General features: G+C 71.1%; 15 protein-coding genes. 9 read left to right on the top strand and 6 right to left on the bottom strand.

All coding sequences use genetic code 11. From position 1 onward, the window contains the following. Window positions 1-40: 40 nt before the first annotated feature. A complete protein-coding gene (locus tag ASD23_RS17230) occupies window positions 41-391 on the top strand; it encodes a carboxymuconolactone decarboxylase family protein (RefSeq protein ID WP_056014313.1) in 351 nt (116 codons plus the stop codon). Window positions 392-421: 30 nt separating this feature from the next. Here the strand turns inward: ASD23_RS17230 and ASD23_RS17225 are convergent, their stop codons facing one another. Continuing rightward, window positions 422-2,680 (bottom strand): LuxR C-terminal-related transcriptional regulator, encoded by a 2,259-nt coding sequence (locus ASD23_RS17225; protein WP_056014310.1) that lies wholly within the window; start codon window positions 2,678-2,680, stop codon window positions 422-424. A 227-nt stretch (window positions 2,681-2,907) separates the two neighbouring features. Between ASD23_RS17225 and ASD23_RS17220 the strand changes: the two genes are divergently transcribed. Further along, window positions 2,908-3,315 carry a DUF7144 family membrane protein gene (locus ASD23_RS17220; protein WP_056014308.1) on the top strand — a complete coding sequence of 136 codons (408 nt, stop codon included), beginning with the start codon at window positions 2,908-2,910 and terminating at the stop codon, window positions 3,313-3,315. Window positions 3,316-3,412: 97 nt separating this feature from the next. Here ASD23_RS17220 and ASD23_RS17215 read toward each other — a convergent pair whose 3' ends face one another. Beyond that, on the bottom strand, window positions 3,413-4,873 hold the full coding sequence (locus ASD23_RS17215) for an MFS transporter (RefSeq protein WP_056014305.1): 1,461 nt from the start codon (window positions 4,871-4,873) through the stop codon (window positions 3,413-3,415). A gap of 180 nt (window positions 4,874-5,053) precedes the next feature. Between ASD23_RS17215 and ASD23_RS17210 the strand changes: the two genes are divergently transcribed. Beyond that, entirely contained in the window at window positions 5,054-5,887 is an 834-nt protein-coding gene (locus ASD23_RS17210) for a carbon-nitrogen hydrolase family protein (RefSeq protein ID WP_056014302.1), read from the top strand. Here the strand turns inward: ASD23_RS17210 and ASD23_RS17205 are convergent. Beyond that, complete coding sequence (locus ASD23_RS17205; protein ID WP_056014297.1) at window positions 5,874-7,133, bottom strand: aminotransferase class I/II-fold pyridoxal phosphate-dependent enzyme; 1,260 nt, start codon at window positions 7,131-7,133, stop codon at window positions 5,874-5,876. The genes ASD23_RS17210 and ASD23_RS17205 overlap by 14 nt on opposite strands. A gap of 166 nt (window positions 7,134-7,299) precedes the next feature. On the opposite strand from ASD23_RS17205, the gene ASD23_RS17200 reads away from it, so the two are divergent. The 5 genes from ASD23_RS17200 to ASD23_RS17180 all read left to right on the top strand — a co-directional run bounded on the left by ASD23_RS17200 (window position 7,300) and on the right by ASD23_RS17180 (window position 13,372). Then, window positions 7,300-9,102: a S1C family serine protease gene (locus tag ASD23_RS17200; protein WP_056014294.1), complete on the top strand. Its 1,803-nt coding sequence runs from the start codon at window positions 7,300-7,302 to the stop codon at window positions 9,100-9,102. Between the two features lie 145 nt (window positions 9,103-9,247). Further along, complete coding sequence (locus ASD23_RS17195) at window positions 9,248-10,279, top strand: glycosyltransferase family 2 protein (RefSeq protein ID WP_235507800.1); 1,032 nt, start codon at window positions 9,248-9,250, stop codon at window positions 10,277-10,279. A 5-nt stretch (window positions 10,280-10,284) separates the two neighbouring features. Further along, window positions 10,285-11,097, top strand: a complete 813-nt coding sequence (locus ASD23_RS17190; RefSeq protein WP_056014287.1) for a CDP-alcohol phosphatidyltransferase family protein — start codon at window positions 10,285-10,287, stop codon at window positions 11,095-11,097. Window positions 11,098-11,146: 49 nt separating this feature from the next. Next, window positions 11,147-11,992 carry a glycosyltransferase family 2 protein gene (locus ASD23_RS17185; protein ID WP_056014985.1) on the top strand — a complete coding sequence of 282 codons (846 nt, stop codon included), beginning with the start codon at window positions 11,147-11,149 and terminating at the stop codon, window positions 11,990-11,992. Window positions 11,993-12,073: 81 nt separating this feature from the next. Then, window positions 12,074-13,372: a CDP-glycerol glycerophosphotransferase family protein gene (locus ASD23_RS17180; protein WP_056014283.1), complete on the top strand. Its 1,299-nt coding sequence runs from the start codon at window positions 12,074-12,076 to the stop codon at window positions 13,370-13,372. Window positions 13,373-13,402: 30 nt separating this feature from the next. On the opposite strand, the gene ASD23_RS17175 is transcribed toward ASD23_RS17180, so the two are convergent. Genes ASD23_RS17175 through ASD23_RS17165 form a run of 3 tightly spaced genes read right to left on the bottom strand, consistent with a single transcriptional unit; the run spans window position 13,403 to window position 15,708 of the window. Continuing rightward, on the bottom strand, window positions 13,403-13,867 hold the full coding sequence (locus ASD23_RS17175; RefSeq protein ID WP_056014278.1) for a GbsR/MarR family transcriptional regulator: 465 nt from the start codon (window positions 13,865-13,867) through the stop codon (window positions 13,403-13,405). After that, window positions 13,860-14,666 carry an alpha/beta fold hydrolase gene (locus ASD23_RS17170; RefSeq protein WP_056014275.1) on the bottom strand — a complete coding sequence of 269 codons (807 nt, stop codon included), beginning with the start codon at window positions 14,664-14,666 and terminating at the stop codon, window positions 13,860-13,862. The genes ASD23_RS17175 and ASD23_RS17170 overlap by 8 nt, the downstream gene beginning before the upstream one ends. A 19-nt stretch (window positions 14,667-14,685) precedes the next feature. Continuing rightward, window positions 14,686-15,708 (bottom strand): hypothetical protein, encoded by a 1,023-nt coding sequence (locus ASD23_RS17165; protein ID WP_056014272.1) that lies wholly within the window; start codon window positions 15,706-15,708, stop codon window positions 14,686-14,688. 216 nt (window positions 15,709-15,924) lie between these two features. Here ASD23_RS17165 and ASD23_RS17160 point away from each other — a divergent pair, with 216 nt between their 5' ends. Then, window positions 15,925-25,983 carry a calcium-binding protein gene (locus ASD23_RS17160; RefSeq protein ID WP_056014269.1) on the top strand — a complete coding sequence of 3,353 codons (10,059 nt, stop codon included), beginning with the start codon at window positions 15,925-15,927 and terminating at the stop codon, window positions 25,981-25,983. The last annotated feature ends 37 nt before the right edge of the window (window positions 25,984-26,020 follow it).

Genomic DNA, 26,020 nt, shown 5'->3' with positions numbered 1-26,020 from the left:
GAACGATGCTGCGCCGACGAGCAGAGGGGGAGGACGTCTCATGGACTACACCGACCGGCTGCGACGCCTGGCGATCAACGACGAACGGCTCGCCGAGACGGAGACCGGCGAGGTCGTCGCCGGAGCAGGCCGACTCGACCCCAAGTCGCTGGCGCTCGCGAGGATCGCCGCACTCGTCTCGATCGGCGGCGCAGAGCCGTCCTTCGGGGCGCAGGTCGACGCGGCGATCAGTGCCGGCACGACGGCGACGCAGATCGTGGACGTGCTGGTCGGCGTCATCCCCATCGTCGGGCTTCCGAGGGTCGTGGCAGCCGCGCCCAAGGTCGCCCTGGCGCTCGGGCACGACCTCGAGGTCGATGTCGACGAACTCGGAGCGGCCGAGCCGCGCTAGGCACCGGGCTCGGCGTTCGGGACCGTCGGCTCAGAGCCCCGAACCGAGCAGCCCGAGCTGCGTTGCACGCTCGACCGCATCGCTCCGTGCGGAGACGCCGAGCTTGCGATAGATCGATCCGAGCTCGGAGCTCACGGTGTTGCGCGAGACGAAGAGCCGCTCCCCGATCTCCCGGACGGAGAGGTGCGTCTGCAGGTACGGCAGGAGTCGCAGCTCCGCCGGGGTCAGCGGCGGGCCGCCGCCGTCGCCCTGCTGCTCGCTCATCGTCACGAGGCGCCGGAACTCCTCGACCTGCCGAGTGAGGGCGCCGAGCCCGGGCCTGCGGAGGAGGATGTCGTCGATCTCGCGCAGCAGGTGGTGCGCGGTCGCGTGATCGGCGACGGCCCAATAGACCTTGGCGAGCTGCAGCCGCGCCCGGACCGCGAGGTAGGGGAGCGCCTCGGTGCAGGCGGGGCGTGCGCGCATCGCACGAGTGAGTTCCCGGCGCACGGCGGCGAGGTCGCCGTGGTGGAGCGCGAGGCGTGCCGCCTGCGTGAACGCGAGCACCGCCGTCGCGTAGTCGTACATGTGCCGCTCGTCGATCGCCTCCAGTGACGCGGTGACGTGCGCCTCCGCCTCGTCCCATCGCCCGTCGTCCATCGACAGCAGCGCGAGCTCGGCCGCACAGGCGACGAGTCCCTCGGCGTTGCCCGTCGCCGAGGCGATCGCCGCGCCTTCGCTGAGCGCCGTCACGGCGCCAGGGACGTCGCCGACGAGCAACCTCGCCTCGCCGAGCAGCTGGAGGGCCTGATCCCGCCACGGGCTCCAGCTCGGCTCGGCCGCGCACGCGAGCTCCGCGTCGGCGAGCGCCTGCTCGGGGCCGGCGGCGCACATCGCCGATCGCAGCATCGCGCGGGCCGAGTCGAACGACGCCGAGCCGTCATCGGGCACGCCGTCGTACGAGATGTTCTCGAGCATCGACGCCCACCGTGCGGCCTCCGTGGACTGACCCGAGAGCGCCATGACCCATCCCGCGAGCACGGCGAGCGGGGGGTACGCCTCGATCGCCGGATCCCCGATCTCCCTCATCCATCGCTGCACGGTGGCGAGCTGCCCGGACTGATAGCTCGGCAGCGCCGTCGCGGCGACGAGACGTGCGGTTCGCGCGCGCTCGGCCGGCTGGTCGAGCAGCAGTTCGATCGCCATGGCCGTCGAGCCCTGCGCTTCGAACCAGCTCGCTGCCCGGCTCTGGAGTTCGGGCACGGCCTGCGATTCGAGGCGCCGGAGCTCGCCGAGCAGGAACTCGCGGTAGAGGGCGTGGTACCGGTACCAGCCGCGGCTGCGGTCGAGCGGCACGATGAACACGTTCGAGGCATCCAGTTCGGCGAGCACGAGCTGGGCGTCGTGGGTGCCGAGGATCGCATCGCAGAGCGGAGCAGAAAGGGTGTCGAGCACCGACGTGCGCCGGAGGAAGCGCTGGTGATGCTCGGGCAGGTTGACGAGGGACTCCCGGTACAGGTAGTCGGCGACATAGCGATCGTCGCCCGAGACGGTCGCCGGCGGCCGGTCGCCGTCGCCGGCGATCGCGGCGGCGAGCACGACGCCGACCGGCCAGCCCTCGGTGCGTTCGACGAGCTCGAGTGCATCGTCGGCCGAGAGCGGCACCTGCGTGTTCGCGAAGATCGCCTGGACGCCGACGGCATCGAGGGCGAGCTCATCGGCCGTGATCTCGAACGCATCCCCTTCGGCGCGCGCTCGAGCGATGTGCCAGGGTTCGCCGCGACTCGCGACGACGAGTTGCGAGCCGGCGGGGATGCCGGCGAAGACGACGCTGAGCACGTCGCGGCAGGCTGGATCACGCAGCTCCTGCAGGTCGTCGAGCACCAGCACGAACGGCGCCGGGGCACGGCGCAACGCGGCGGCGAGCAGCGGTGCCTCGCGGCCGAGCAGGGCGACGCCATGCCCGGTCACCGGGAGCGGCCCGCGCGCGCGACCGGCCTGGATGCGCGCCACGGCAGCAGCGAGGAGCGTCAGCAGTGCGGCCGGATCGTCGTCGTAGCGGTCGAGCGACACCCAGGCGACGGGGCGGCGCTCGCTCCGCGTCCATTCGGCGAGCAGGCTCGACTTGCCGTACCCGGCGGGGGCGGTGACCCCGACGAATCGGCGACCGCTCGAGCGGGCCGCCTCGATCTGCGGGGCGCGACTGACGTAGCCCTGGGCCGGCGGCTCCGGGGCTGAAAGTTTGGCGTCGAGCAGTTGCTGATCGAGCTCGACTCCCGGCGTCTCCGCCGACGGGGCATCACCGCGCACGGTCGAAGCATATTGACCGGTCGGCCGCGCAACAACGCCCCGATGTGGGTGTGTCGAGATGAGACCTGCGACGACGGATGCCCCGTGCTCCGCCGTTCACCCGCGAATCGGCAATCACGCGATGTGAATGATGCCCCGCGCTGCGATCAGGGCCACGCTGACGATTGTTCATTCGAATCGCCGGCCGACGATCACGCCGACGGCGCCGAGCAGGAGGGCACACGATCATGAGCACTGTTCCACAGCAGAGCGGGTGGATCGGATGGATCGGCTTCGCGGCCATCATCCTCATCCTCAACGGTGCGTTCAGCGCATTGCAGGCGTTCGTCGCGCTGCTCGGCTCCAACACGTACTACACGGTCACCGAAGAGGGACTCTTCCTCTTCGACATCACGGGCTGGGGATGGTGGAACCTCATCATCGGCCTGCTGCTCGTGCTCACCGGTGTCGCCCTGCTCTCGGGTGCGACCTGGGCGAGGGTCGTCGCGATCATCGTGGTCTCCCTGAGCGCGCTCGGGCAACTGCTCCTCATCCCGGCGCAGCCGTGGTGGTCGATCATCGTCATCGGCGTCGACATCCTCGTCATCTACGCGATCACCGCCCACGGCCGGGAGCTCGCGCAGGCCGACGGCTAGTCGCTGCCGACCTCGAGACTGCCGCAGGCACTGGAACCGGGGGGTCCAGTGCCTGCGGCCATGTTCGGCCGTGCCGCGGACTGCGCGGTGGCGGCGCTCAGCGAGCGGCCGGCACCGCCTCCGCGGCATCCGTCGGCGCACCCTCGCGGCGAGCCGCGGCATCCGCGCCCTTCGGCCGGATCAGCACGATCGCCAGCACGCAGCCGACGAGCATCGCGACGCCGGCGGCGACGAACGCGGCCGAGTAACCGCTCACGAACGCGTCGAGCTGACTCGCGGCGCCCGTGACGACGACACCGCCGGCGGCGGCCGCGTAGGCCGTGGTGAAGATCGACAGCCCGAGTGAGCCGCCGATCTGCATCGCCGCGTTCACGGTCGCGCTCGCCGCTCCGGCGTCATGACCGGCGACACCCGCGAGTGCGAGGTTCTGCATGGGCACGAAGAGCATCGCCATGCCGATGCCGAGCAGCACGAGCGCGGGCAGCACCTGCACGAGGTAGTCGCCGCCCACGGTGATGAGGCTGAGCAGGAAGAGCCCGCTCGCCGCGACCAGGGGGCCCGCGATCATGAGCGGTCGGGCGCCGAACCTCGACAAGAACCGGGTCGCGAGCGGCGCGACGAGCGCGATCACGATCGTCAGCGGCAGGCTCGCGAGACCGGCCTGCAGCGGTGAGAAGCCGAGCACGATCTGCAAGTGGAACGTCAGGTAGACGGTGGCGCCGATCATCACGCTGCCGGCGATCGCCTGCAGCAGGAACGCGCCGCCGCGCACGCGGTCGAGCACGATGCGCAGCGGCAGCAGCGGCTGGGCCACGCGCGACTCGACCCAGACGAAGAGCGCCAGCAGGGCGATGCCGGCAGCGATGAAGCCGATGGTGCCGATCGAGACCCAGCTCTCCTCGGCGAGCGTGAAGCCGAAGACGAGGGAGGCGAGGCCGAGCGCGACGGTCACGACACCGAGCCAGTCGTAGCGGTTGTCGCCCTCCGCCCGGCTCTCGGCGACGAGCACGGCGCCGGCGACGATTCCCACGATCACGATGGGCACGTTGACGAGCAGGCACCACCGCCAGTCGACGAACTCGGTGAGCAGGCCGCCGAGCACGAGGCCGACGCCGGCACCGGCGCCCGCTACCGAGCCGAACACCGCGAACGCAGTGTTGCGCTCGCGCCCGCCCGGGAAGGTCACGGTGAGCAGTGCGAGTGCCGCAGGCGCCATCATGGCGGCGAACGCGCCCTGCAGGCCGCGGGCCAGGATCAGCTCGCCGCCGCTCTGGGCGATGCCGCCGACGACGGAGGCCGCCCCGAATCCGGCCATGCCGACGAGGTAGGTGCGCTTGCGGCCCCAATAGTCGGCGATCCGGCCGCCGAGCAGGAGCAGTGCGCCGAACGCGAGGGCATAGGCGGTGACGACCCATTGACGTTCGGAGTCGCTGAGCCCGAGGGCGATCTGCGCCTGCGGGAGCGCGATGTTGACGATCGTGCCGTCGAGCACGACGACGAGTTGCGTCATCGCGAGGATCACGAGGACCCACCAGCGCCGGGAGGAGGAATTGGACATGGGCGTAGCCGAACCTTTCGGAGGAGAACGCGTGAATTCCGGGGTTTCCAGCCCGGATCGTTGCGCACTCTTCAGCGGCTCGACCACGCCAACCTCGGGGTTGGCCAGACGTCGAGGATATCAGTCGTCCCGTTGCAGCTGCCCCGAGCGCGCAGCCCAGCAGCGCCATAGGCTGGTGCCATGCAGAGGGAGACCGAGGGCTTCGGCGTCGCCGTCGCGCAGTTCGCGCCGAACGACGACGCGGCGCGCAATCGCAGCGAGATCGAGCGACTCGCCGCGCTCGCCGCAGGGCGCGGAGCAGGTCTCGTGGTCTTTCCCGAGTACTCGAGCCACTTCACGCCCGAACCGGGCGAAGGATGGCTCGCTGCGGCCGAATCGCTCGACGGCGCGTTCACGGCCCACCTCGCCGCGGTCGCCGATCGGCTCGGCGTGCACCTCGTCGCCGGCATGATCGAGCGGCTCGACCGCGACGGCGACGCCGCCGACGACCGACGCGTCGCGAACACCGTCGTCGCCGTCGCGCCCGGCGCCGGCATCGTCGCCACGTACCGCAAGCTGCACCTCTACGACGCGTTCGGGCAGCGGGAGTCGGCGTGGGTCGCCCCGGGAGCACTCGAGGCGCCCGAGATCTTCGAGGCCGGCGGCCTCCGCTTCGGCCTGCAGACCTGCTACGACGCGAGGTTCCCCGAGGTCACCCGTCGCATCGTCGATGCCGGCGCCGACGTCGTGTGCATGCCGGCCGAATGGGTGCGCGGTCCGTTGAAGGAGTCGCACTGGAGGGTGCTCACGACCGCGCGCGCGCTCGAGAACACGATCTACGTCGCCGCCGCCGACCACGCCCCGCCGATCGGCGCGGGCAACAGCATGGTCGTCGATCCCATGGGCGTCGAGCTGGTCACCATCGGCGACACGACGGATGTCGCGGTCACCTGGGTCTCGAAGGCACGCATCGACGCCGTCCGCACGGTCAACCCGGCGCTTGCACTGCGTCGCTTCACCGTCACCTCGCGCTGAGCCCGGCGAGGCGAGCGGAGGCCTCCTCGAGCACCTCGCGCCGCTTGCAGAACGCGAATCGGACGAGGCTGCGGGAGTCGCGGTGGCGATCGGGGTGCACGAACGCCGTGACGGGGACGCCGACCACGCCGGCGAGCCCTGGCAGCGCCCGGCAGAGCTCGGCGCCGTCGGTGTACCCGAGCGACGCGGCATCCGCGATCACGAAGTACCCGGCCTGCGGAAGCGAGAGGGCGAAGCCCGCCGCCTCGAGGCCGGAGGCGAGGAGGTCGCGCTTGGCCGCGAGAGCGGCCGCGGCATCGGTGAAGAAGGCGTCGGGCAGCCCGAGGCCGGTCGCGATGGCCGGCTGGAACGGTGCGCCGTTGACGTAGGTCAGGTACTGCTTCACGGCGAGCACGGCGGTCACGAGCGGCGCAGGCGCGGTGAGCCAGCCGACCTTCCACCCGGTCGTCGAGAAGGTCTTGCCGCCCGACGAGATCGAGATCGTGCGCTCGCGAGCTCCCGGCAGGGTCGCGATCGGGATGTGCGTCGCGCCGAACACGAGGTGCTCGTACACCTCGTCGGTGACGATCAGCGCGTCGTGCCGTTCAGCGAGCTCGACGACGAGCGCGAGGGTCTCGGCATCGAGCACGGCGCCCGTCGGGTTGTGCGGCGAGTTCACGAGGATCACGCGGGTGCGGTCGGTCACGGCCGCCCGTAGCTCGCCGTGGTCGGGCCGCCAGCCGCTGACGGCGCTGGACCCCGGCTCGCTCGCCAGCGGTTCGCGAGACCAGCGCAGCGGCACGGTGCGATGCACTCCGCCGGCGCGGGCGATGATCGCCGCGTACGCGTCGTAGTACGGCTCGAAGGTCACGACCTCGTCGCCGGTGTCGACGAATGCGAGCAGGGTGGCCGCGAGGGCCTCGGTGGCGCCCGCCGTCACGAGCACCTCGGATGCCGCGTCGACTTCGATGCCGTACCAACGGCGCTGATGCGCGGCGATCGCCTCGCGCAGCACCGGCATGCCGGGTCCGGGCGGGTACTGGTTCACGCCGTCGGCGATGGCCTGCCGCGCCGCCTCGAGCACCTCGGCCGGGCCGTCTTCGTCGGGGAAGCCCTGCCCGAGGTTGATCGCGCCCGTGCGCGACGCGAGCGCGCTCATCTCGGCGAAGATCGTGGGGGCGATCGAGCCGTCGGCGGCGAGGAGGCCGGCGCCGGCCGCGGTGCGCTGCCAGGGCGCACGGCCCGGCGCGGGGGAGTAATCGCTCACGTTCTCACCGTACGCGAGGGTAGCGCCGCTACGCTGGCGCAGGCAGCGAAGCTCCCGGCGACGGCATTCGGAGAAATCCCGGCGCGGGGATAGCAGAGTCATAGACTCCGCCGATCGGGCACACAGCTTGCTTCGGGATGCTGGCATCGCTTGGAAGGAGCACACCATGACCGACACCACGAACGGAGCCGCGGGGGAGCCCCGCGAGGACGACGTCATTCCGACGCCCGCGGCCGCCGAGAGCGCTGCCCCCGTCACCCCTGAGACTTCCGCCGCAGCGACCGAGACCGCGTCGCTGAGCGAGACCCCTGCGCCCGAGGCCGAGTCGACGGATGCCCCGGCGCCCGTGGCACCCGCGACCCCGGCCGCCCCCGCGGCGCCGGCAGCGGCAGCGCCCGCCGCCGCCGCACCCGTCGCAGCCCCTGCGGCCGCGGCGCCTGCCGCTGCACCCGCTGCACCCGCGGCCCCGACTCCGGCCCCGGCTCCCGCCGCGACCGGTACCGTCTACGAGCCCGGGCAGGAACCCCAGCCGTACAGCGCCCCGCAGTACACGAAGCAGCCGACCCAGCCGACCCAGCCCGTGGCCGCGGCATCCGCAGCCCCCGCGCAGCCCGGCCAGGTGCCGCCTGCCTTCGGCGGCCCCGCCGCGCCCCAGAACCAGACGCAGCCGACGGTGCCGCTCAACGGCGTCCCGGCCGCGGGCACCGCTCCCGCAGCGCCCAAGCAGCGTCGCGTCGGACTCGGCGTCGCCGCCGCGATCGTTGCCGCCGCGCTCATCGGCGGCGCATCGGGCGCCGGCATCAACGCCCTGCTCGCGAACGACAATGGTGCGCCGACGAGCGATGCCGCGAACTCCGCGCAGAACATCGTCGTCAACGACACCGACTCGGTCAACCAGATCACCGCCGTGGCAGCGAAGGCGAGCCCGAGCGTCGTGACGATCTCGGTCTCCGGCGGCCAGGCCGGCGGAACCGGCTCCGGCATCATCCTCTCCGACGACGGCTACGTGCTGACGAACACCCACGTCGTCACGCTCGACGGCGCGACGGGCGACCCGACCATCCAGGTCAAGACGAACGACGGCCACCTCTACACGGCCGAGCTCGTCGGCACCGACCCGCTCTCCGACCTCGCGGTCATCAAGCTGGTCGACGCCTCGGGCCTGACGCCCCTCGAGTTCGCCGACTCCGACAAGCTCAACGTCGGCGACACGGCGATCGCGATCGGTGCACCGCTCGGCCTCTCGGGCACCGTCACCAACGGCATCGTCAGCGCGCTCAACCGCTCCATCGACGTGGCCTCCTCGGCCGCGCCGACGACCCCCGACGACTCGCAGAGCGACGGCGGCGACCAGGGCGGCGAAGGCGGCGACGGCTCCGACAGCCCGTTCGACTTCTTCTTCGACCTGCCCGACCCCGAGGGCGGCGAGACCCCGCAGCAGCCGAGCGCTTCGGCCGGCCAGGTGTCGCTCCCGGTCATCCAGACGGATGCCGCGATCAACCCGGGCAACTCCGGCGGCGCGCTCGTCGACTCCGACGGCAAGCTCATCGGCGTGAACGTCGCGATCCTCTCCACGGGCGGCGCGGCCCAGGGCGAGACCGCCGGCAACATCGGCGTCGGCTTCGCCGTGCCGTCGAACCTGGCCAAGCGCATCGCCGAGGAGATCATCGAGAACGGCGCGGCCACGCACGGCCTGCTCGGCGCCACGGTGACCTCGGCCGAGGCCGAGGGGTCGAGCGACACCGTCGGTGCGCTCATCTCCGAGGCACCCGAGGGCGGTGCAGCCGCAGCCGCAGGTCTGCAGAAGGGTGATGTCGTCACCGAGTTCAACGGCGTGCCGATCACGGACCAGACCGATCTCACCGCGCAGGTCCGGGCGCTGCCCGGCGGTGCGAAGGCCGAACTGACCTTCACGCGCGACGGCGAGTCGCAGACGGTCACCGTGACCCTCGGAACGTTCGAGGGCTGATCGACCGATCGATCGACCGGCGGGTCCGGGTCCGAGCGGACCCGGGCCCGCTCTCGTGCGCCCACGGTCGCTCGAAGGCGCTGCTGCTAGGCTCGATCGACCCGAGCGACGAGTGAGGAACATGCCCGAGAACCACCCTGAAGCGATGCCCGCATCGCTCCTCGGCGTCTCCTACGTCATGCCGGTGCTGAACGATGCCTCGCACGTTCGAGCCGCCGTCGAGTCGATCCTCGCGCAGGACTACTCGGGGCCCGTCGAGGTGCTCATCGCCCTCGGGCCGTCGATCGACGGAACGAACGAGCTCGTCGCCGATCTGGCGGCTCGTGACGACCGCGTGCGCGTGCTCGAGAACGAGGTGGGCTCGACGCCCGCCGGGCTCAACATCGGCATCCGTGCGGCGCAGTACCCCGTCGTCGTGCGGGTCGACTCGCATTCGATGCTTCCCACCGACTACGCACGCATCGCGGTCGACGAACTCGAACGCACGGGCGCCGACAACGTCGGCGGCATCATGGACGCCCGCGGCGAGACCGCCTTCGAGCAGGCCGTCGCCCTCGCCTACACGACCAAGGTGGGGCTCGGCGGCTCCGCGTTCCACGTCGGCGGCTCGGCGGGCCCGGCCGACACCGTGTACCTCGGGGTGTTCCGCCGCGACGCGCTCCTGCGCGTGGGCCTCTTCGACGAGACCATCAAGCGCGGCCAGGACTGGGAGCTGAACCGGCGCCTGCGCGAGACCGGCGGCGTCGTCTGGTTCACCCCGCGGCTCGGCGTCACCTACCGGCCTCGTTCATCGCTCGATCGCCTCGCCCGCCAGATGTTCTCCACCGGACTCTGGCGCGGTGAACTCGCACGCCGGTTCCCGTCGGCGAACGGCATCCGCTACTTCGTGCCGCCCCTCATGGTGCTCGGCGTCGCGATCGGGCTCCTCGTCGGCATCGCCGGCCTCGTGCAGGCCGCGCTCGGTGCGGCGCCGTGGCTGCTCCTCGGCTTCGTCGTGCCCGTCGTGTACCTGCTCTTCGTGGTCGCGGCCACGCTCGTGTACGCCAGCAGGCGCGGTGCACGCACCGCGGCGTGGTTTCTCGTAGTGTTGCCCTGCATACACGTCTCGTGGGGGGTGGGCTTCGTGCCCGGATACCTCTCGCTGACGAGCAACATCGCCAGGCACACGGGAAGGTGACGCGGATGTCGCAGACCGGTCCGGTCACCACGAGACCCACGTCGATCGCGGAGCTCCGCGAGGTGACCCAGCCGCCCGAGGTGCGCGGTCGTCGCAACGCCGAGCACTGGACGGCGTCGCTGTACCTCCGCAACCTCTCGCCGTACCTCACGTGGATGCTGCTGAAGACCTCGATCTCGGCCAACGGCGTGACGGGGCTCATGATCCTCGTCGGGTGGTCGACGGCCGCGGCGCTGCTCATCCCCGGCATCTGGGGCGCACTGCTCGCGGTGGTGCTCGGCCAGCTGCAGATGCTCGTCGACTGCTGCGACGGCGAGGTCGCTCGCTGGCGCCGCACGTCGTCGCCCGCCGGCGTCTTCCTCGACAAGGTCGGGCACTACTCGACCGAGGCGCTCATCCCGCTCGCACTCGGCATCCGCGCCGCCGCCTATCCGCTGGAGTTCCCCGCCGACTTCCTCTGGACCACGATCGCCGCGCTCCTCGCGCTCGTCATCGTGCTCAACAAGGCGCTGAACGACATGGTGCACGTCGCCCGCGCGAACGCCGGTCTCGCCAAGCTCGCCGACACGCACGGCGAGACGGCCCCGCGCGGCGGCCTCGTCGCGAAGCTCCGCAAGGTGGCGCGATTCCTGCCGTTCCACCGCCTGTACCACTCGGTGGAGCTCACGCTCATCGCCTTCGCGGCGGCGCTCGTCGGACTCGTCGCGGGGCAACCGATCACCGACCGCATCGTGCTCGCGGTGCTCCTGCCGCTCGCCGTGCTCTCCGTGATCGGGCATTTCGTCGCGATCATGGCCTCCCGTCGTGTCCGGTCCTGAGCGGGCGGACGGCGCGGCACCTCCCCGTGTCGGCGTGGTCGTGCTCACGATGGGCAAGCGGCCCGACGATCTCGCGCGGGGCATCCGGAGCATCCTGGGCCAACGGGGCGTCGTCACCGATGTCGTGTGCGTCGGCAACGGCTGGGATCCGGCGACCGCGCAGCCGCCGCTCCCGCCCGAAGTGACGACGCTGCACCTGCCCGAGAACCTCGGCATCCCCGCCGGCCGCAACCGCGGCGTACCGCTCGTGACGGGCGAAGCGATCTTCTTCCTCGACGACGACGCCTTCCTGCCGAGCGACACCTTCCTCGCCGACGGATGCCGCATGCTCGCCGAGCGGCCCGAGATCGGCCTCATCCAGCCCCGGGTCGTCGACCCGACCGGCCGGGTCTCTCCCCGCCGCTGGATCCCGCGCATCCGCAAGGGCGAACCGTCGCACTCGAGCAACGTCTTCTCGTGCTGGGAGGGCGCCGTGCTCATGCCTCGCGCGGTCTTCGACGCGACCGGCGGCTGGGCCGACCCGTTCTTCTACGCGCACGAGGGCATCGAGCTGGCCTGGCGGGTGTGGGACACCGGGCATGTCGCGTGGTACGCCGGGGAGCTCGAGGCGGGGCATCCGGTCATCGACCCTGCACGGCACGCGTACTACTACCGGCTGAACGCCAGGAATCGCGTCTGGCTCGCGCGGCGGAATCTCCCCGCCGTGCTCGTGCCGTTCTACGTCGGCTCGTGGACGGCGATCCAGGTGCTGCGCTGGGCGCGACAGCCCGCGGCGCTCAAGGCCTGGTTCGCCGGATGGCGCGCCGGGTGGCGTGAGCACCCGGGGGAGCGGCGGCCGATGCGCTGGCGCACGATCTGGCGCATGACCCTCGCCGGGCGCCCTCCCGTGGTGTGACGCGGTAACGATCGGCTCTCAGTGCCGGCGCAGCGCCGGCAACGGGGCATCCGCTCAGCCCGACCTCGCTACCCTTGGACAGTGGGATTGAGGAAAGACGCGCGACGCGCCGTCAAGCTGGCCAAGGACATCATGTGGTCCAGGCGTGCACAGCGATCGCTCGGCGTGAAGCTCGCCGAGCAGGAGCCGCTGCAGCCGCACCGCTTCCGCGTCGGCGTCTACTTCGCCGACGGAAAGGTCAACCTCTACCAGCTGCGGCAGTGGTACGCCCCGCTCGCCGAACTCGCCGAGCGCCACCCGGTGCTCATCCTGAGCCGCGCATCAGGTGCAGCGCTCGCGCTGCTCGACGAGTCGCCGGTTCCCGTCGCCTACGTGCGCCGTGTCGCCGACCTCGAGCGCGTGATCGCCGAGCAAGATCTGCACGTCGTCTTCTACGTGAACCAGAACGCCAAGAACTTCCAGATGATGCGCTACGGCCGCCGCTGGCACGTGTTCATCAACCACGGCGAGTCCGACAAGATGTACATGACGACGAACCAGTTCAAGGCCTACGACTACTCCCTGATCGCGGGCGACGCGGCCCGGGCACGGCTCGAGAAGGTGCTCTGGGACTACGACTTCGACAAGCGCGCCATCCCCATCGGCCGGCCGCAGGCCGACCACTACCTCGACGGCGCGGCGCTGCCGTACACGCCCGACGACCGCGAGGTCGTGCTGTACGCGCCCACGTGGGAGGGCGACCGAGGTGCGGCCGCCTACGGCTCGATCGCCACGCACGGCGTCACCCTCGTGCAGGGACTGCTGGCCACCGGGCGACACCGGGTCATCTACCGGCCGCATCCGCGATCGGGCGTCGTCGACCACGAGTACGGTGCCGCGAACCGCGCGATCATCTCCGCGATCGAGGCGGCGAACGCCGCCGACCCGTCGGCGCAGCACATCTACGACGACGGCCCGAAGCTCGGATGGCAGCTCGCCGCGGCCGATGTCGCGATCGTCGACATCTCGGCGATGGTCTACGACCGCCTGGCGGCGGGCAAGCCGCTCCTGATCACCAGACCGACGAACCCCGAGGCGCAGATCGACACCTCGGGCTACCTGCAGGCGTGCGAATGGCTCGACGTGACCGACTCGGCGGCGATGGTCGCCCGGGTCGATGACGTCGCGCACGATGAGGCCGCGCTCGAGCGGCTCGGCGTCTGGGTGGAACGCTATTTCGGCGACCCGACGCCGGGCGTCACCACGGCGAGGTTCCACGCGGCGGTCGATCACCTCATGGCCGAGTGGGAGCGCTTCGCCGCCCTGCACGCCGCTGACGGCGAGATCGACGAGAGCGACGTGCGCGCCGGCGAACAGGACGAGGACGAACTCGAGGCCTAGCGTCGTCGGTCGACTCGGTGGGCGTGGGAGTCAGTGCCGCGGATCGCCGTCGCCGGCGTGATGCCGTCGCAACATCTCGTCACCCGCGTCGACGTAGCCCTCGAAGAGGCCGACGACCGCGTGCAGGCGTTCGCGAGCTCGTGCGTCCTCGGTGAGCGCAGTTCCCGAGCGCAGGGTTCGGATGAGGGTGCGCGTGCGTTCGTGGCTCGCGGCGAGCAACTGCTCGAATCCGCCGACGGCCTCCACGCGAAGTCGTCGACTGCCGGGCTGGGGGATGGTCCGCGCGAGCCCCCAGGAGACGAGCTCCCGGACCGCGGTACTCGCCCCGCCGGTACTGAGGCCGAGTTCGGCTCCGATGGTGTCGAGCGTCTCGGGGCCCTGCCGGAGCAGCAGGAATCCATAGACGCGCCCGGTCGCGCGTGAGAGGTTCCAGGCCGCGAGCGCGTCACCGACCGACTCGATGAACTCGGCGGCCCGTTCGTCGTGTTCACTCATGAGGCACCGCTGCCAGTACCTCGAGGAGCGCTGCCGTCGTCTGGTCGGGGGCATCGAGGGTCACGACGTGACCGGCACCCGTGATCACCCGTTCGCCGACGCCCTCGGCCCTCGCCCACTCCGGCATCGCCGTTGCGATGTTGCCCGTGCGATCGAGCTCCCCGCGGATGAGGCCGAGCGGAACGGGAGCACGGTAGTCCGCATCGGGATCGACGAACCCGACCGCAGCGCGCCAGACGTCGAGGAACACGCGCTTCGGCATCCGCGCGAACATCGCCTCCGTCGCGGTGATCGCCGCGGGCGTCACGGCTGACGCGCGAGCGAGCATGCCGGGCAGTCGCGATGCCGGTACGAGCGACAGGGCGGGAGCGGCGAGGCGCAGCGCACTGCGTTCGCCGCGCGAGAGCGGGCCCGTGTTCCAGGTCGAGTCGACGGCGACGAGTGCTCCGGCCCGACCGGGAACCCGGCGCACGAGCGCTTGTGCGATGTTGCCGCCGAGCGAGTGCCCCACGAGGGTGGGCTGCTGGAGTGAGAGGTGGTCGAGGAGTGCTGCGAGATCGTCGAGTGCGGCCTGCCCGCTGAAGCGAGTGCCGGGTTCGAGGTGCGAGGCGCCGTGGCCGCGCAGGTCGAATGCGACGACCGGGTGTCCGGCGTCGCGCAGCGCGCGGGCTTGCGGCGCGAACATCGAGTGATCCATGCCCGCGCCGTGGATGAGGACGACCGGTCGCGCGTCGCCGTCGAGCATCGCGAAGCGGATCGTCGCGCCCGGGCGCGAGAGGACGCGATCTAGATTCAGCATATTCTGAATATAGCGACATTCAGGTTCCCTCGGGTCGCTCCCCGTCGACCTGGGCGGATTCCGGAGCTGCATCGCCGTCGGGGCGGCGCGTGATCGCGCCTCGTGCGGCCCGGCCCGCGGCACGCCCTGCGGTCTGGATGCCGCGGCTCGCGCTGAGCGCTGCGCCGCCGACGACGGCGCCGGCGCGCGAGAGCCGCGACGCGGCCCCGCTCAGGATGGAGTCCCCCTCGCGCGGCTCGAGTTCGAGCGGCAGCGTCTGCGGAGCCTGGCCGAACGCGAATCGGGACTGCTTCAGGACGCGGCGGCCGAGCACGCTGTTGCCGATGCCGCCGATCGCCGCGCCGATGCCGAACGGGATCGCCTTGCCGATGATGCCGGCGCCGCCGCGCACCGCGAACTGCCTGATGAAGACGGTGCGCAACTTGTCGACCACCGGGCCCATGATCGCCCGCGGCATGCTGTTCGTGATGAGCTCGCCCCAGTAGACGTTGCGTGCGGCCCCGGTGCCCGAGGCCTGCCCGGCGAACTGGCGTACCAGGTCGACGCCTTCGTTGCCGAGCATGAGGGTCATCACGAGTGCCCGAGCGCGATCGGGGTTGTCGACGGCGATGCCGTGCACCTCGGCGACCGACTGCGCGAACAGGGCGGTGGCTTCGAGGAAGCCCGCCGTCTCGACGCCCGACAGCGCGAGCGTCACGCCCGTGCCGATGCCGGGGATCACGGCGGTCGCTCCGACGGCCGCGCCCCCGGTGGTGACGGCGGCGAGGTACCTGCGCTCGAGGATCCGCACGATCTGCTCGGGGCTGGCGCCGGGTGAACGCCGACGGACGGAACGCAGATGGGCGACCACGATCGGCCGCTGGATCGCGAGCACGCGATCGATGCCCCGTTCGACTCCGTGGGCACGCCCCTCGTCGGCGACGAATCCCGGTTCGGCGCTGAATCCCGGGTCGGCGCTGCTCGCGGAACGGTCGGTCTCGGGGTCGCCTTCTCGCGGCGCGCCAGAGCCCATCGAGGTGATCGTGTGCACGCGGTCCTGCATGTGGAGATTGTAAGCGGCCGAGTCGGGAGTCGTCAGTACGCGGCATCCGCCCTGCGATGTCGCAACCGAGGGGCTGGGTCGAAGGGCGTGGTTCGGGGGACATTTGCCCCCCAAAGTGAGGGTTTCTCTTGTCAGCGAAGTCTGCAGGGGAGTAGAACGGGCTCGAGCGCGTGCCGACCCGACATGCGCGGGGTGGCATCGAGCCGGGGGGAAATCATGCGTGCCCAGAACGACCAGAACCGCTTTGCTCTGCGCTCCGCAGGCGGCCGCCGCGAACGTCGACGTCGCGATTGGCGGCCCGGCCTCGCCGTCGTCGCCTCGATCGGCGCATGGACCCTCGCCCTGACCGGTGCACAAGTCGCATACGCGGATCCGGTCGCCGAACCCCAAGACGTCGCGAAGCTGCGCGCGGGGATCGCGGCGCTGGCGGAGGTCGCGCTCGGCGACTACGAAGACGTCGGTCCGCTCGCGAGCGCACTGCCGCTCGCCGATGTCGCACCGGGCGCCACCGTCGTGCGACCGGGCGCCGCGATGCAACTCGCCGCAACCCTCGAAGCGGGAGTCAAGACGGCACTCCTCGGACTCGCCGAGTCCGCGACGACCGCCGACTTCATGGCGGCCGTCGACGGGCTCGATGCGGACATCGCGGGCACGCACCTCGACCTGTCGACCGGAAACCTCGTCGACTCGGGTGACGCACGCGGCTTCGACCTCGCGATCACGGTTTCGCGCACCGTCGATTCGCCGCTCGCGATCGTCGACCCCGACGGCCCCGGCGGCCAACCGCTCCGGTTGGTCACGGCCCAGGCCGATCCGGCGCCGTACGACGTGGCATTCGAGTTCGAGGGTGCCGTGCGCACCGACCCGCAGGGGCTCCGATTCTGGCTCGACACGACCGGCGGCGAACCCGAGGTCGCCTTCCGTGCGGCACTCGCCGGCGATGACGCCTTCGCCTTCCCGGGCGGCGCGGCTGCGGTCGGCGTCGGCGACGTCGAGATCCTCGGCGACAGCTCCGTCGACGTCACGGCCGAATGGACCGGCACGATCGATGACGTGAACGGCGACGGCCGGCTCGCGATGTTCGAGCCAGCGGCCTTCGAGGGCGGTGAGGAGACTCCCGGCGAGCTGACCATGCCCGCCGAGCAGCTCACGACCTTCCACGTCGCGGGTGAGGCGACCGCCGACATCCGCTTCAGCTCCTCGTTGCTCGGGCTCGACGCGATCACCCCGCCGTCGCTCTCGCTGGACGCCGACCTCGCCACGACCCCCGACCTGCTCGCCGAGCTCACCGCGACGGACGGCGACCTCGAGGCGTTCGAGGCGTTCACGAGGATCGGACCGGTCGACCTCGTCTCGGGGCTCGTGCAGTACGGCACGCTGCTGCGCGCCCTGCAACGCCATCCCTCGGTCAACGCGCAACTGCCACTGCTGAGCGGGACCCTCGCCGACCTCTACGACCTCGGCGGCGAGTTCTCCGCGCTGGCGGAGTCGCTCGTGACCATCACCCCGCCTGCCGGTGACGACCCGACCGACCCGGCCGAGCCGCTCATCACCGTCGGCCTCACCACCGTCGGCGACCTCGCCGACGCGATCTCGAGCGAGATCACCGGCGCCGACGCGACGATCACACCGGTCTTCGACCGCGCCGACGAGTCGGTTCGGCTCGACTTCGACATCGAGACGCAGCTCGACGGTGTGCCGGAGGTCGTGCTTCCGCCGATCGATCCGAACCTGCCGGTGCCGGAACCCTCGGCTCAGCTCGCGTTCGGCGACCAGCTCCTCGATCAGACGGGCCTCCGCGGGGTCAGCGCGTCGGGAGGTGCGCAGACGCCGACGACGGACGTGGCCGTCGAGGTCGACCTGCCGATCGTGATCGACCTCTCCGAGGCCTCCAGCGATGGACCCGCAGGTCAGGACGATCCGGCGACGGCAGTCGTCGAGTTCGAGGACCCGATGGTGTTCGAGCGGTTCGAGACCGAACTCGTCGACGGGGCGGAGGTGACCCTCACGCAGGAGGTCGCCGTCGACCTCGTGGGCGAGGGGCAGATCGGCTTCGTGCCGGCCTCGGTGACCGGTGTGTACGAGCTCGAGCAGAACGGCTCGAACGCCACCACCGAAGCCGACGTGGATCCGGCCGCCGGTGGCGACGCCAGTCCGCGACTGACCGACCTCCTCGCGGGGCTCTATGCGAACGGGGGCGACGCGGCGAGCTACCCGCTCACGGAGGCGACCCGCCACGCCGCGGTGTCTGCGGCCCTCGAGGTGCACGGCCATGGCGCTGATCCGGCACAGCACTTCACCGCCGACCCCGGCACCATCACCGTCTCCGGCACGGGCTTCGACCCGTCGACCTACACTGCGGACGGCGCAAACGACGAAATGGCCCTGCTTCGAGCCTTGGACGTCGATACCTCGGCACCCGACCGACTCCTCGGGCGCGCGCTCGACGGTCTCGGCGAGGTCGTCGACGCCCTCGATTCGGTCGACTCCGCCCTCGGCGGCGGTGCCACCGTGCCGTTCCTGAACCGGGGTATCGAGCGTCTGCTGCGCGACGTGACCGGGCTCAAGGACTCGTACAACGCGTTCCGCGGCGGCCAATTGCCCGTCGACCTCGCCGTGTTCGAGACGGAACTCGAAACAGCCCTCGGGCTCGACATCGCGTTCCGCCTCCGCGACCTCGACGCCGGCGGCGGCCTCGACCCGGTGCTCGTCATCGACCTCTCGGGCGAGAAGGCCGCGGCGATCGACGTTCCACTCTCGCTCGCCGATGCCGACATCCCCGCGATCGCGGGAACCAGTGGCGCGGGCGAACTGCACGCGCAGCTCGCTGCAGCGCTCCAGGTCGGCGTAGTGGTCGGCCTCGAACCCGGTGACGCACCCAGTACGCCGCGGCTGCTCGACTCGAGCCGTCTGTCGATCACGGCCGAGGTCGCCGAATCGTCGCCCGGCGCGACGGAGCTCGCCGTGCACCTCGGGCCGTTCGCGGCCCAGCTCGGCGATGCGGCGAACCAGACCGGCCGCATCGCGGTCGGCGTCCAGTTCGGGCTCGAGCGATCGGATGCCCCGGAGCCCGGGGATGCCGCAGAGGCGCCGATACCGGTCGGCGACTTCTTCTCGGGCACGTTCGGCTTCACCGCCGAGTCCCCGGTCGACGGCGGCTACGAGTGCGCGGCACCCGGACAGGCTCCGATCACAGGGGAGTTCGGTTGCGCCGCACTCCCTGTGCTGTACGACCCGGGTACGGGCCTGCAGACGCTGAGCGGCGCACCGCGGGAGACGCCGAGCGCCGACGACTACCTCACGGTGACGATCGACGACCTGACGAGCGCGCCCGAGGTCGATGCGCCTGCCGCCCTCGCGACCGCGTTCGACGCACTCGACTTCAGCTTCGACAGCCTCACCGACGGGCTGAAGTCGATCGGCGTGCTGCTGAATCTCGCGATCCAGGCGAGCCAGGCAGGCGGGCAGCTTCCGGTCGTCGGCGAGGATCTCACGGCGCTCGCCGACGGCCTGGCGGACGTGAAGGCCTTCCTCGACGACCCGCAGATCCCGGGCATGCCGGGCGCGACTGTCGACGAAGCGGTGTTCGGCCCGCAGGGCGTGCGCCAGGCGCTCGCCGACAAGCTCATCGCGGCGGGCGTCCTGCGCGACTCCGACTACGGCGCCGTGGGCACGTGGCCCGCTGAGGCCGCCGGGGACACGACCGCCGACGCCACCGACCTCCGCGTCGTCCCCGTGTGCGACGACGGTGCGGGCGGTGAGGTGGTGTGCCCTGCAGGCGCGCCGCTCACCGACCTCCTCGACCTGCGCATCGAGCTCGAACTCGGGCAGGGTGCCCGCACGATCGCGGGCGACGGATGCCCCGACGCGACCGCCTGCCCCGGCACCGCCGAGATCCCTCTGGACCTCGGTCTGCCCGGCCTTCCGCTCTCGCTGACCGGCACGGTCACCGCGCAGGCGGGATGGACGATCGAGCTCGGCTTCGGCATCTCACGCGATGACGGCTTCTACCTGCTCGACAACCCCGTGCCCGGTACGGGTCTCGCCGACCCGGAAGCCGACGGCGGTCCGCAGGAGATCCGCGTCAACCTCGGTGCCCACCTCGTCGAATCGGTGCCGATCGCCGGCCGGATCGGCTTCATCGGCATGGAGGCGACCGACAACCGACCGGGCGACCAGGCGAGCGGTGCGAGCCTGACCGCACAGCTCGGCGTCGTTGCATCGGAATGCGACGGCCTCGACGGAACCCCCTTCGAAGCCGGTGTCGCGGCACCCGCCGATCACTGCACGGGTGTGATCCCGATCACCTCGTTCCTCTCGGGCGAGGTGGGCGAGTTCCTGACCGAGCCGAGCATCACCGGAGGCATCCACCTCGATCTCGCGATCAACACGGGCATCACGAGCGGTGAGACCTTCAGCACGGTGAACACGACCCTGCCGAGCTTCGTCGCGGACTTCACGCTCGACTGGGAGTTCACCGGCGACACGTCCAGCGACCCGGCGATCGCGCTCGATCACATCGGAGTGAAGGCCGGTGAGCTGTTCACCAAGATGTTCGGTGAGGTCATCTCCACGATCGACCCGATCATCGAGCCCATCGAGCCGATCCGGGAATTCCTGTTCTCACCCATTCCCGTGATCAGCGACCTCTCCGAGTTCTTCGACGGCCCGCCGGTGACCATGGTCGATCTCGCCGAGGCGAGCGGACTCGTCGACGTGTCGTTGCTGAAGGACATCAACCAGGTGTTCGAGTTCCTCGAGCTCGCGAGGACGCTCGCGAACGGCGATTCCATCACGCTGATCGAACACCTCGAGCTCTCGAGCAGTTCGGCGCAGGACTCTGCGCCGCCGACGCCCGACGAGGTGGAGGAGCTCTACGACGAGGACGCCGTCGTGGCCGAGGCGAGCTCCCCGGCGAAGAAGACGCAGTTCAGTTCGACGGTCAAGAGCCCGTTGACAGCTGCGGGTAAGGCCGGTGAGTTCGACGCACTCGGCGCATCTGCCGGGTCGGGCGACGTGTCGGACTTCAGCTACCCGGTGTTCGACGACCCCTCGTGTCTCGTCGGACTGCTGCTCGGCAAGGACTGCGCGGTCGTCGAATGGCGACCGGACCCACTGACGGTCCACATGGAGTACACCATGAGCTTCGGCCCGTTCTTCGGGGTGCTGTACGTGACCATCGGCGGGGCGCTCGACGCGAAGGCCGAGCTCGGCGCCGGAGTCTCCACTCGTGGCATCCGCATGCTCGGTGAGCAGGTGTTCTCGGGCGCCGAGGTGAAGCTCGACGCCGCGACGATCGCTGCGCCGTTCCTGCAGAGCCTGTACCTGACCGACCAGAATGCCGCTGGCAAGGACATCGCCGAGTTCGAGGTGTCGGGCACGATCACGGCCGGGGCGAAGCTCGACATCTTCATCGCCGAGGCCGGGGTGCGCGGCGGGATCACCGCGACCTTCGGATTGAACCTCAATGACACACCCGAGGCCGATGGTCGCATGCACATCGACGAGATCATCGAGAAGTTCCCCACGCCGATCTGCCTGTTCGACATCGAGGGCAAGCTCATCGCCTTCCTGGAGGTGTTCGCGGAGTTCGGCGTCTGCCCGTTCTGCTACTCCGACAGCTGGCGGCTCGCCGAGATCACGCTCTTCGAGTTCTCCTCGTCGTGCGCCGACGCCGAACCGGTGCTCGCCGAGGTGATCGACGATTGGGTCGAGCTCAACGTCGGCGATCGTGCGAACCCCGAGCGCAAGGCGTTCATGGAGGTGACGAACGAGAGTTTCACCGTCCGGCAGATGTCGGCCGAGCCCGACGGGGACGGCAAGTTCCCCTTCATCGTGACCGCGTTCGGGTACAGCCAGCCCTTCACAGGCGTGGGCGTGAAGCTCGCGTCGGGCGACGGCAACGACTCGTTCCTCTTCTCGGGCTCCGGCACCGGCGCGCAGGCCGGTGAGGACCCCGACGTCGAGTCGAATGTCGACGACGGCGAGACGCCCGACGATCCGAACCGGTGGAGCTTCACCGCGCCGGTCGTCGCGAACCTCGGCGTCGGCAACGACTCGATCGCGACCGGGGACGGCGCTGACACCGTCGACGGCGCGGCGGGCGACGACACCATCAGCCTCGGCGACGGCGCGAACATCGCCTCCGGCGATGACGCCGACGGCTCGGGCGACGGCGTCGACCAGCTCACCGGCGGCGACGACCTCGACACGTTGCGCGGCGGGGGGCTGAACGACGTCATCGACGGCGGTCTCGGCGGCGACCGGATCCTCGGCGACAGCGGCAACGACACGCTGCGTGGCGGCAAGGACAAGCTCAAGGTGCCCCCGGGTGCTCCGCTGCCCGAAGGCGTCTCGAACGAGATCGACGGCATCGACACGATCGTCGGCGGCCCCGGCAACGACACCATCCTCGGCGGCAGCGGTGGCGACAAGCTGTACGGCGACAGCGAGATCGCGAATGCCGTCGGCGACGAATCGCCGGCAGCGCTCGGCGATGACGGAACGGACCGCGTCGAGGGCGAGAGCGGAGCCGACCTGATCTACGGCGGAGGCCTCGACGACCTGCTCTTCGGCGGCTTCCGCCTGGCGACGACGGGGGTCGACGACTCCGCCGACCAGATCCAGGGCGGCGACGGCGCCGACCAGCTGTTCGGCTCGAACGGCGCAGACCTGCTCTTCGGCGGTCGCGGCGGCGACACCATCGCCGGCGAGGCGGGCACCGATGAGGTGCACGGCCAGTCCGACGACGACCCCGCGGTCGGCGGCGGCGTCGACGACGACAAGCTGTGGGGCGGACCGGGCGCCGACACGATCACCGGCGACGGCGGCGATGACGAGCTCATCGGCGACGGCGACGGTGCCGATGGCGGGACCATGGGCGGCGACACCGCCGACGGCGGCGACGGCGGCGACCTCGTGCTCGGCGACAACGGCACGATCGACGGCGGGCCCGGCGCGAGGGTCGCGCACCCGAGCGAGACCGTGGGTGTCGGAGACCCGAGGCTCGACGGCGGCGACGGCGCCGACGAGATCTACGGCGAAGGCGGCGCCGACTTCGCCTACGGCGGCGCGGGTCGGGACCTCGTCCACGGCAACGGCGGCGCCGACGAGGTGCACGGCGAAACCGGCGACGACGAGGTGTGGGGCGATGCGGATGCCGACGTCGGCTACGGCGGCCCCGGCAGCGACGTGGTGTTCGGCAACGCGGGCAGCGACCAGCTGCACGGTCAGGAGGGCATCGACCTCATCGTCGGCGGCCACAACGGGCTGACCGGCGCCGATGTCGGCGACGTCATGTACGGCGGGCCCGACGACGACCGTGCGTTCGGTGACGACGTCGACATCGCCGGCGGACTCAACGGCATGCTCGACGCCCTCGACGAGGTGACGATCACGCCATCGGCGGATGCGGCCACCTACGGGCCCGACACCGGCGACGGCGGCACGGGCTCCGACGAGTTCCACGGCCAGGACGCGGTCGACGCTCTCTACGGCGCCGACGACTACGACCAGCTCTTCGGCGAGCTCGACGGCGACCGGCTCGTCGGCGGCGCCGGTCCGGATGACCTCATCGGCGACCGTGGAACCATCGCGCCGCCGGCGCGGCTCGTCGAGGTTCCCGCGGGCGGCTGGGAGCCGGGCACGCCGAACGGGTCACCGATCACGGAGATCGAACTCGTCTCGCCGACGGTGGGCGGCGACGACCTGATCTGGGGTGACTTCGACACCGCTGATGCCCCGTGGCCGACCGGCGGCGACGACCGCGGCTTTGGCGGCCACGGCACCGACACGCTGCGCGGCGGCGCGCATGACGACCACCTCGAGGGCAACGGGGGGCAGGACCGGATCTTCGGCTTCGACGAGGACTCCGACCACTCGAGCGACGGCGCCGACGACCTCATCGGCGGCTCGTCACCGGTGAACCCGCTCGCCGACCCCGAGGGCGTGAACCTCGCACCCGATGAGGGCGAGATCGAGATGCAGGGCAACGGCGAAGACGACGTCATGACGGGCGACAACGCCGTGCTGACACGGCAGCCCGACCCCGACGACCCCGATGCCTGGCGCACCGACCCCGTCACCGGCGGCGTGTTCCGCGAGGTGTCCCTGCTCGACACCGAGAAGACCGGCGCGAGCCTCGACACCGTCTCGGGCGGCGACTTCATGCTCGGCAACGACGAGAACGACCGGATGTTCGGAGAGGGCGGCAACGACCTCGTGCAGGGCAACGCGCACGACGACCTCGTCGAGGGCGACCAGGACGGCGACTGGCTCGAGGGCAACGGCGACGAGGACGACCTCATCGGCGGCTCCTCGTTCCCCGACCAGCCCGACACCGGTGACGTGCTGTGGGGCGGCGGAGGGGCCGATGTGCTGACGGGCGACAACGCGTGCATCGTGCGCGACGTGCCCGGCGTCGACTTCGACCCGAGCTCGTGCGCGGCGCTCGACAGCCCGGCACCCGCGGACTTCCACTACGTGACGAGCCAGCTCGGTGTCGAGACGCGGCGCGGCCTCGTCTCGCACGACCTCGATGCGCCGGTCGCGAGCGAGTTCGGGCGCGACATCCTGAACGGCGGTTCCGGCGTCGACGCCGAGTTCGGGCAGGACGGCAACGACTTCCTGTTCGGCGACGGCGGCGCCGACTTCCAGCACGGCAACGGGGGCGCCGACGTCGTCGTGGGCGACCGGCAGCTCGGCCAGTACGGCGGCATCGTCCTGCCGCCGGAGGTCGGCGGCGTGCTGCCGGCGGTCGTGTCGCCGCCGTCGGGGCTGCCCGGTGCACCAAGCGTCGGCACCGAGCTCGTCGGCCCGGCCGAGGCGGACGGCCAGGACGACCAGTTCGGCGGTTCGAACCTCGCCGGCCACCGCGACTCCGGCGACTGGCTGTTCGGCGACGGCGAGGCCGACTTCCAGCTCGGCGACAACGGGGAGCTGAACCGCACGGTCGAGGGCGAGGGGGCGGATGCCGCCTACGCCGTGTACGAGGAGCGCTATCCGGGCAACGATGCGCCCGCCGACGGCTCGGCCGTCATCGAACGCGAGGTGACCCGCTACGACGTCGGGGCATCCGCGGGCGCGGGCGTGTGGGGTGCCGACCTCATCTTCGGCGGCAACGGCACCAACCCGCTGATCTCCGCAGGGGCCGGCGACGGAGACGACAGCCAATGGGGTCAGGACGGCGACGACAAGCTCTTCGGAGAGGACGGCGACGACGACCAGTTCGGCGAACTCGGTGCCGACACGATGTGGGGCGGCGACGGAGAGGACGCCATGGTGGGCGACCGCGGCGGCGTGCAGACCCGCTTCGTCGAGGTCGACGGCAGCGATGCCGACGACCCGGACATCCTCACGCACACGAGCCAGGGCCCTCCGGGCATCAACATCGGTGGTCCCGACTCCGGCGCGAAGGATGCCGTGCTGCATCCCTTCGAGGCGCACCCGCTGTATCGCGGCACGTCGCTCACGCACGATCGCGACGGTTCGGTGCTCGCACTGAACGGACATGAGGCCGGCGGAGCCGACCGCATGCGCGGCGGGCCGGGTCACGACTCGATGCACGGCGGCGAGGGCGCCGACGTCATGAACGGCGACTCCGGCGGCGACTACGCCTATGGCGACGACGGCGCCGACGTCATGTGGGGCGGGCGCGGCAACCCGGTGGTCGGAACACCCGACCTGCCGGGTCGCAACGCACCCGGTGCCGATGGACAGTGGATCGACGTGCTGTTCGGCGGCTACGGCGCGAACGCGACCGAAGCGGGGGCCGACATCATCGACTACCAGCCGCGTCCCGGAGTCGATCCGGCTCTCTGGGCGACGATGGTCGCGGCGTACGCCGACACGGCGCCTGAGAACTCCGGCGCCGAGACCAGGCAGCACCACCACGGCACCGACTGGCAGTACGGCGGCTGGGACCGCGACGTGCTGCAGGCGGATGTCTCGGCCAACGGTCCGAACGACGGCGACAAGCTGCTCGATTGGGGCGGCGCGTACAACCTGTACACCGCGTGCAACTCCGCCTACGGCGGCTGGAACGACGTGCGCAAGATCGACCCGAACAACCTGCTCGGGCTCGAGAAGCTCGCGTACCTGACGGGCGCCCGCTCCGACTTCGACGGGGCACCGACGCTCGGCGACGTGCAGGCGTCGGGCGGCTCGGCGTTCAGGGAGGCGGCGATCGTCTACACGAAGGACCTCAAGAACAACACGGGCAAGGCCTTCTCGGGCACGCCCGGCCACTTCGAGGACTTCATCTGCACGAGCGACTGACGAGCGGTGCGGATGTCGCGGGGCCCGTGCCCCGCGG

Origin of the sequence: Agromyces sp. Root1464 (assembly GCF_001427265.1) — a bacterium.
GTDB classification, from domain to species: domain Bacteria; phylum Actinomycetota; class Actinomycetes; order Actinomycetales; family Microbacteriaceae; genus Agromyces; species Agromyces fucosus.
This window is presented reverse-complemented; position numbering and strand designations above follow the sequence as displayed.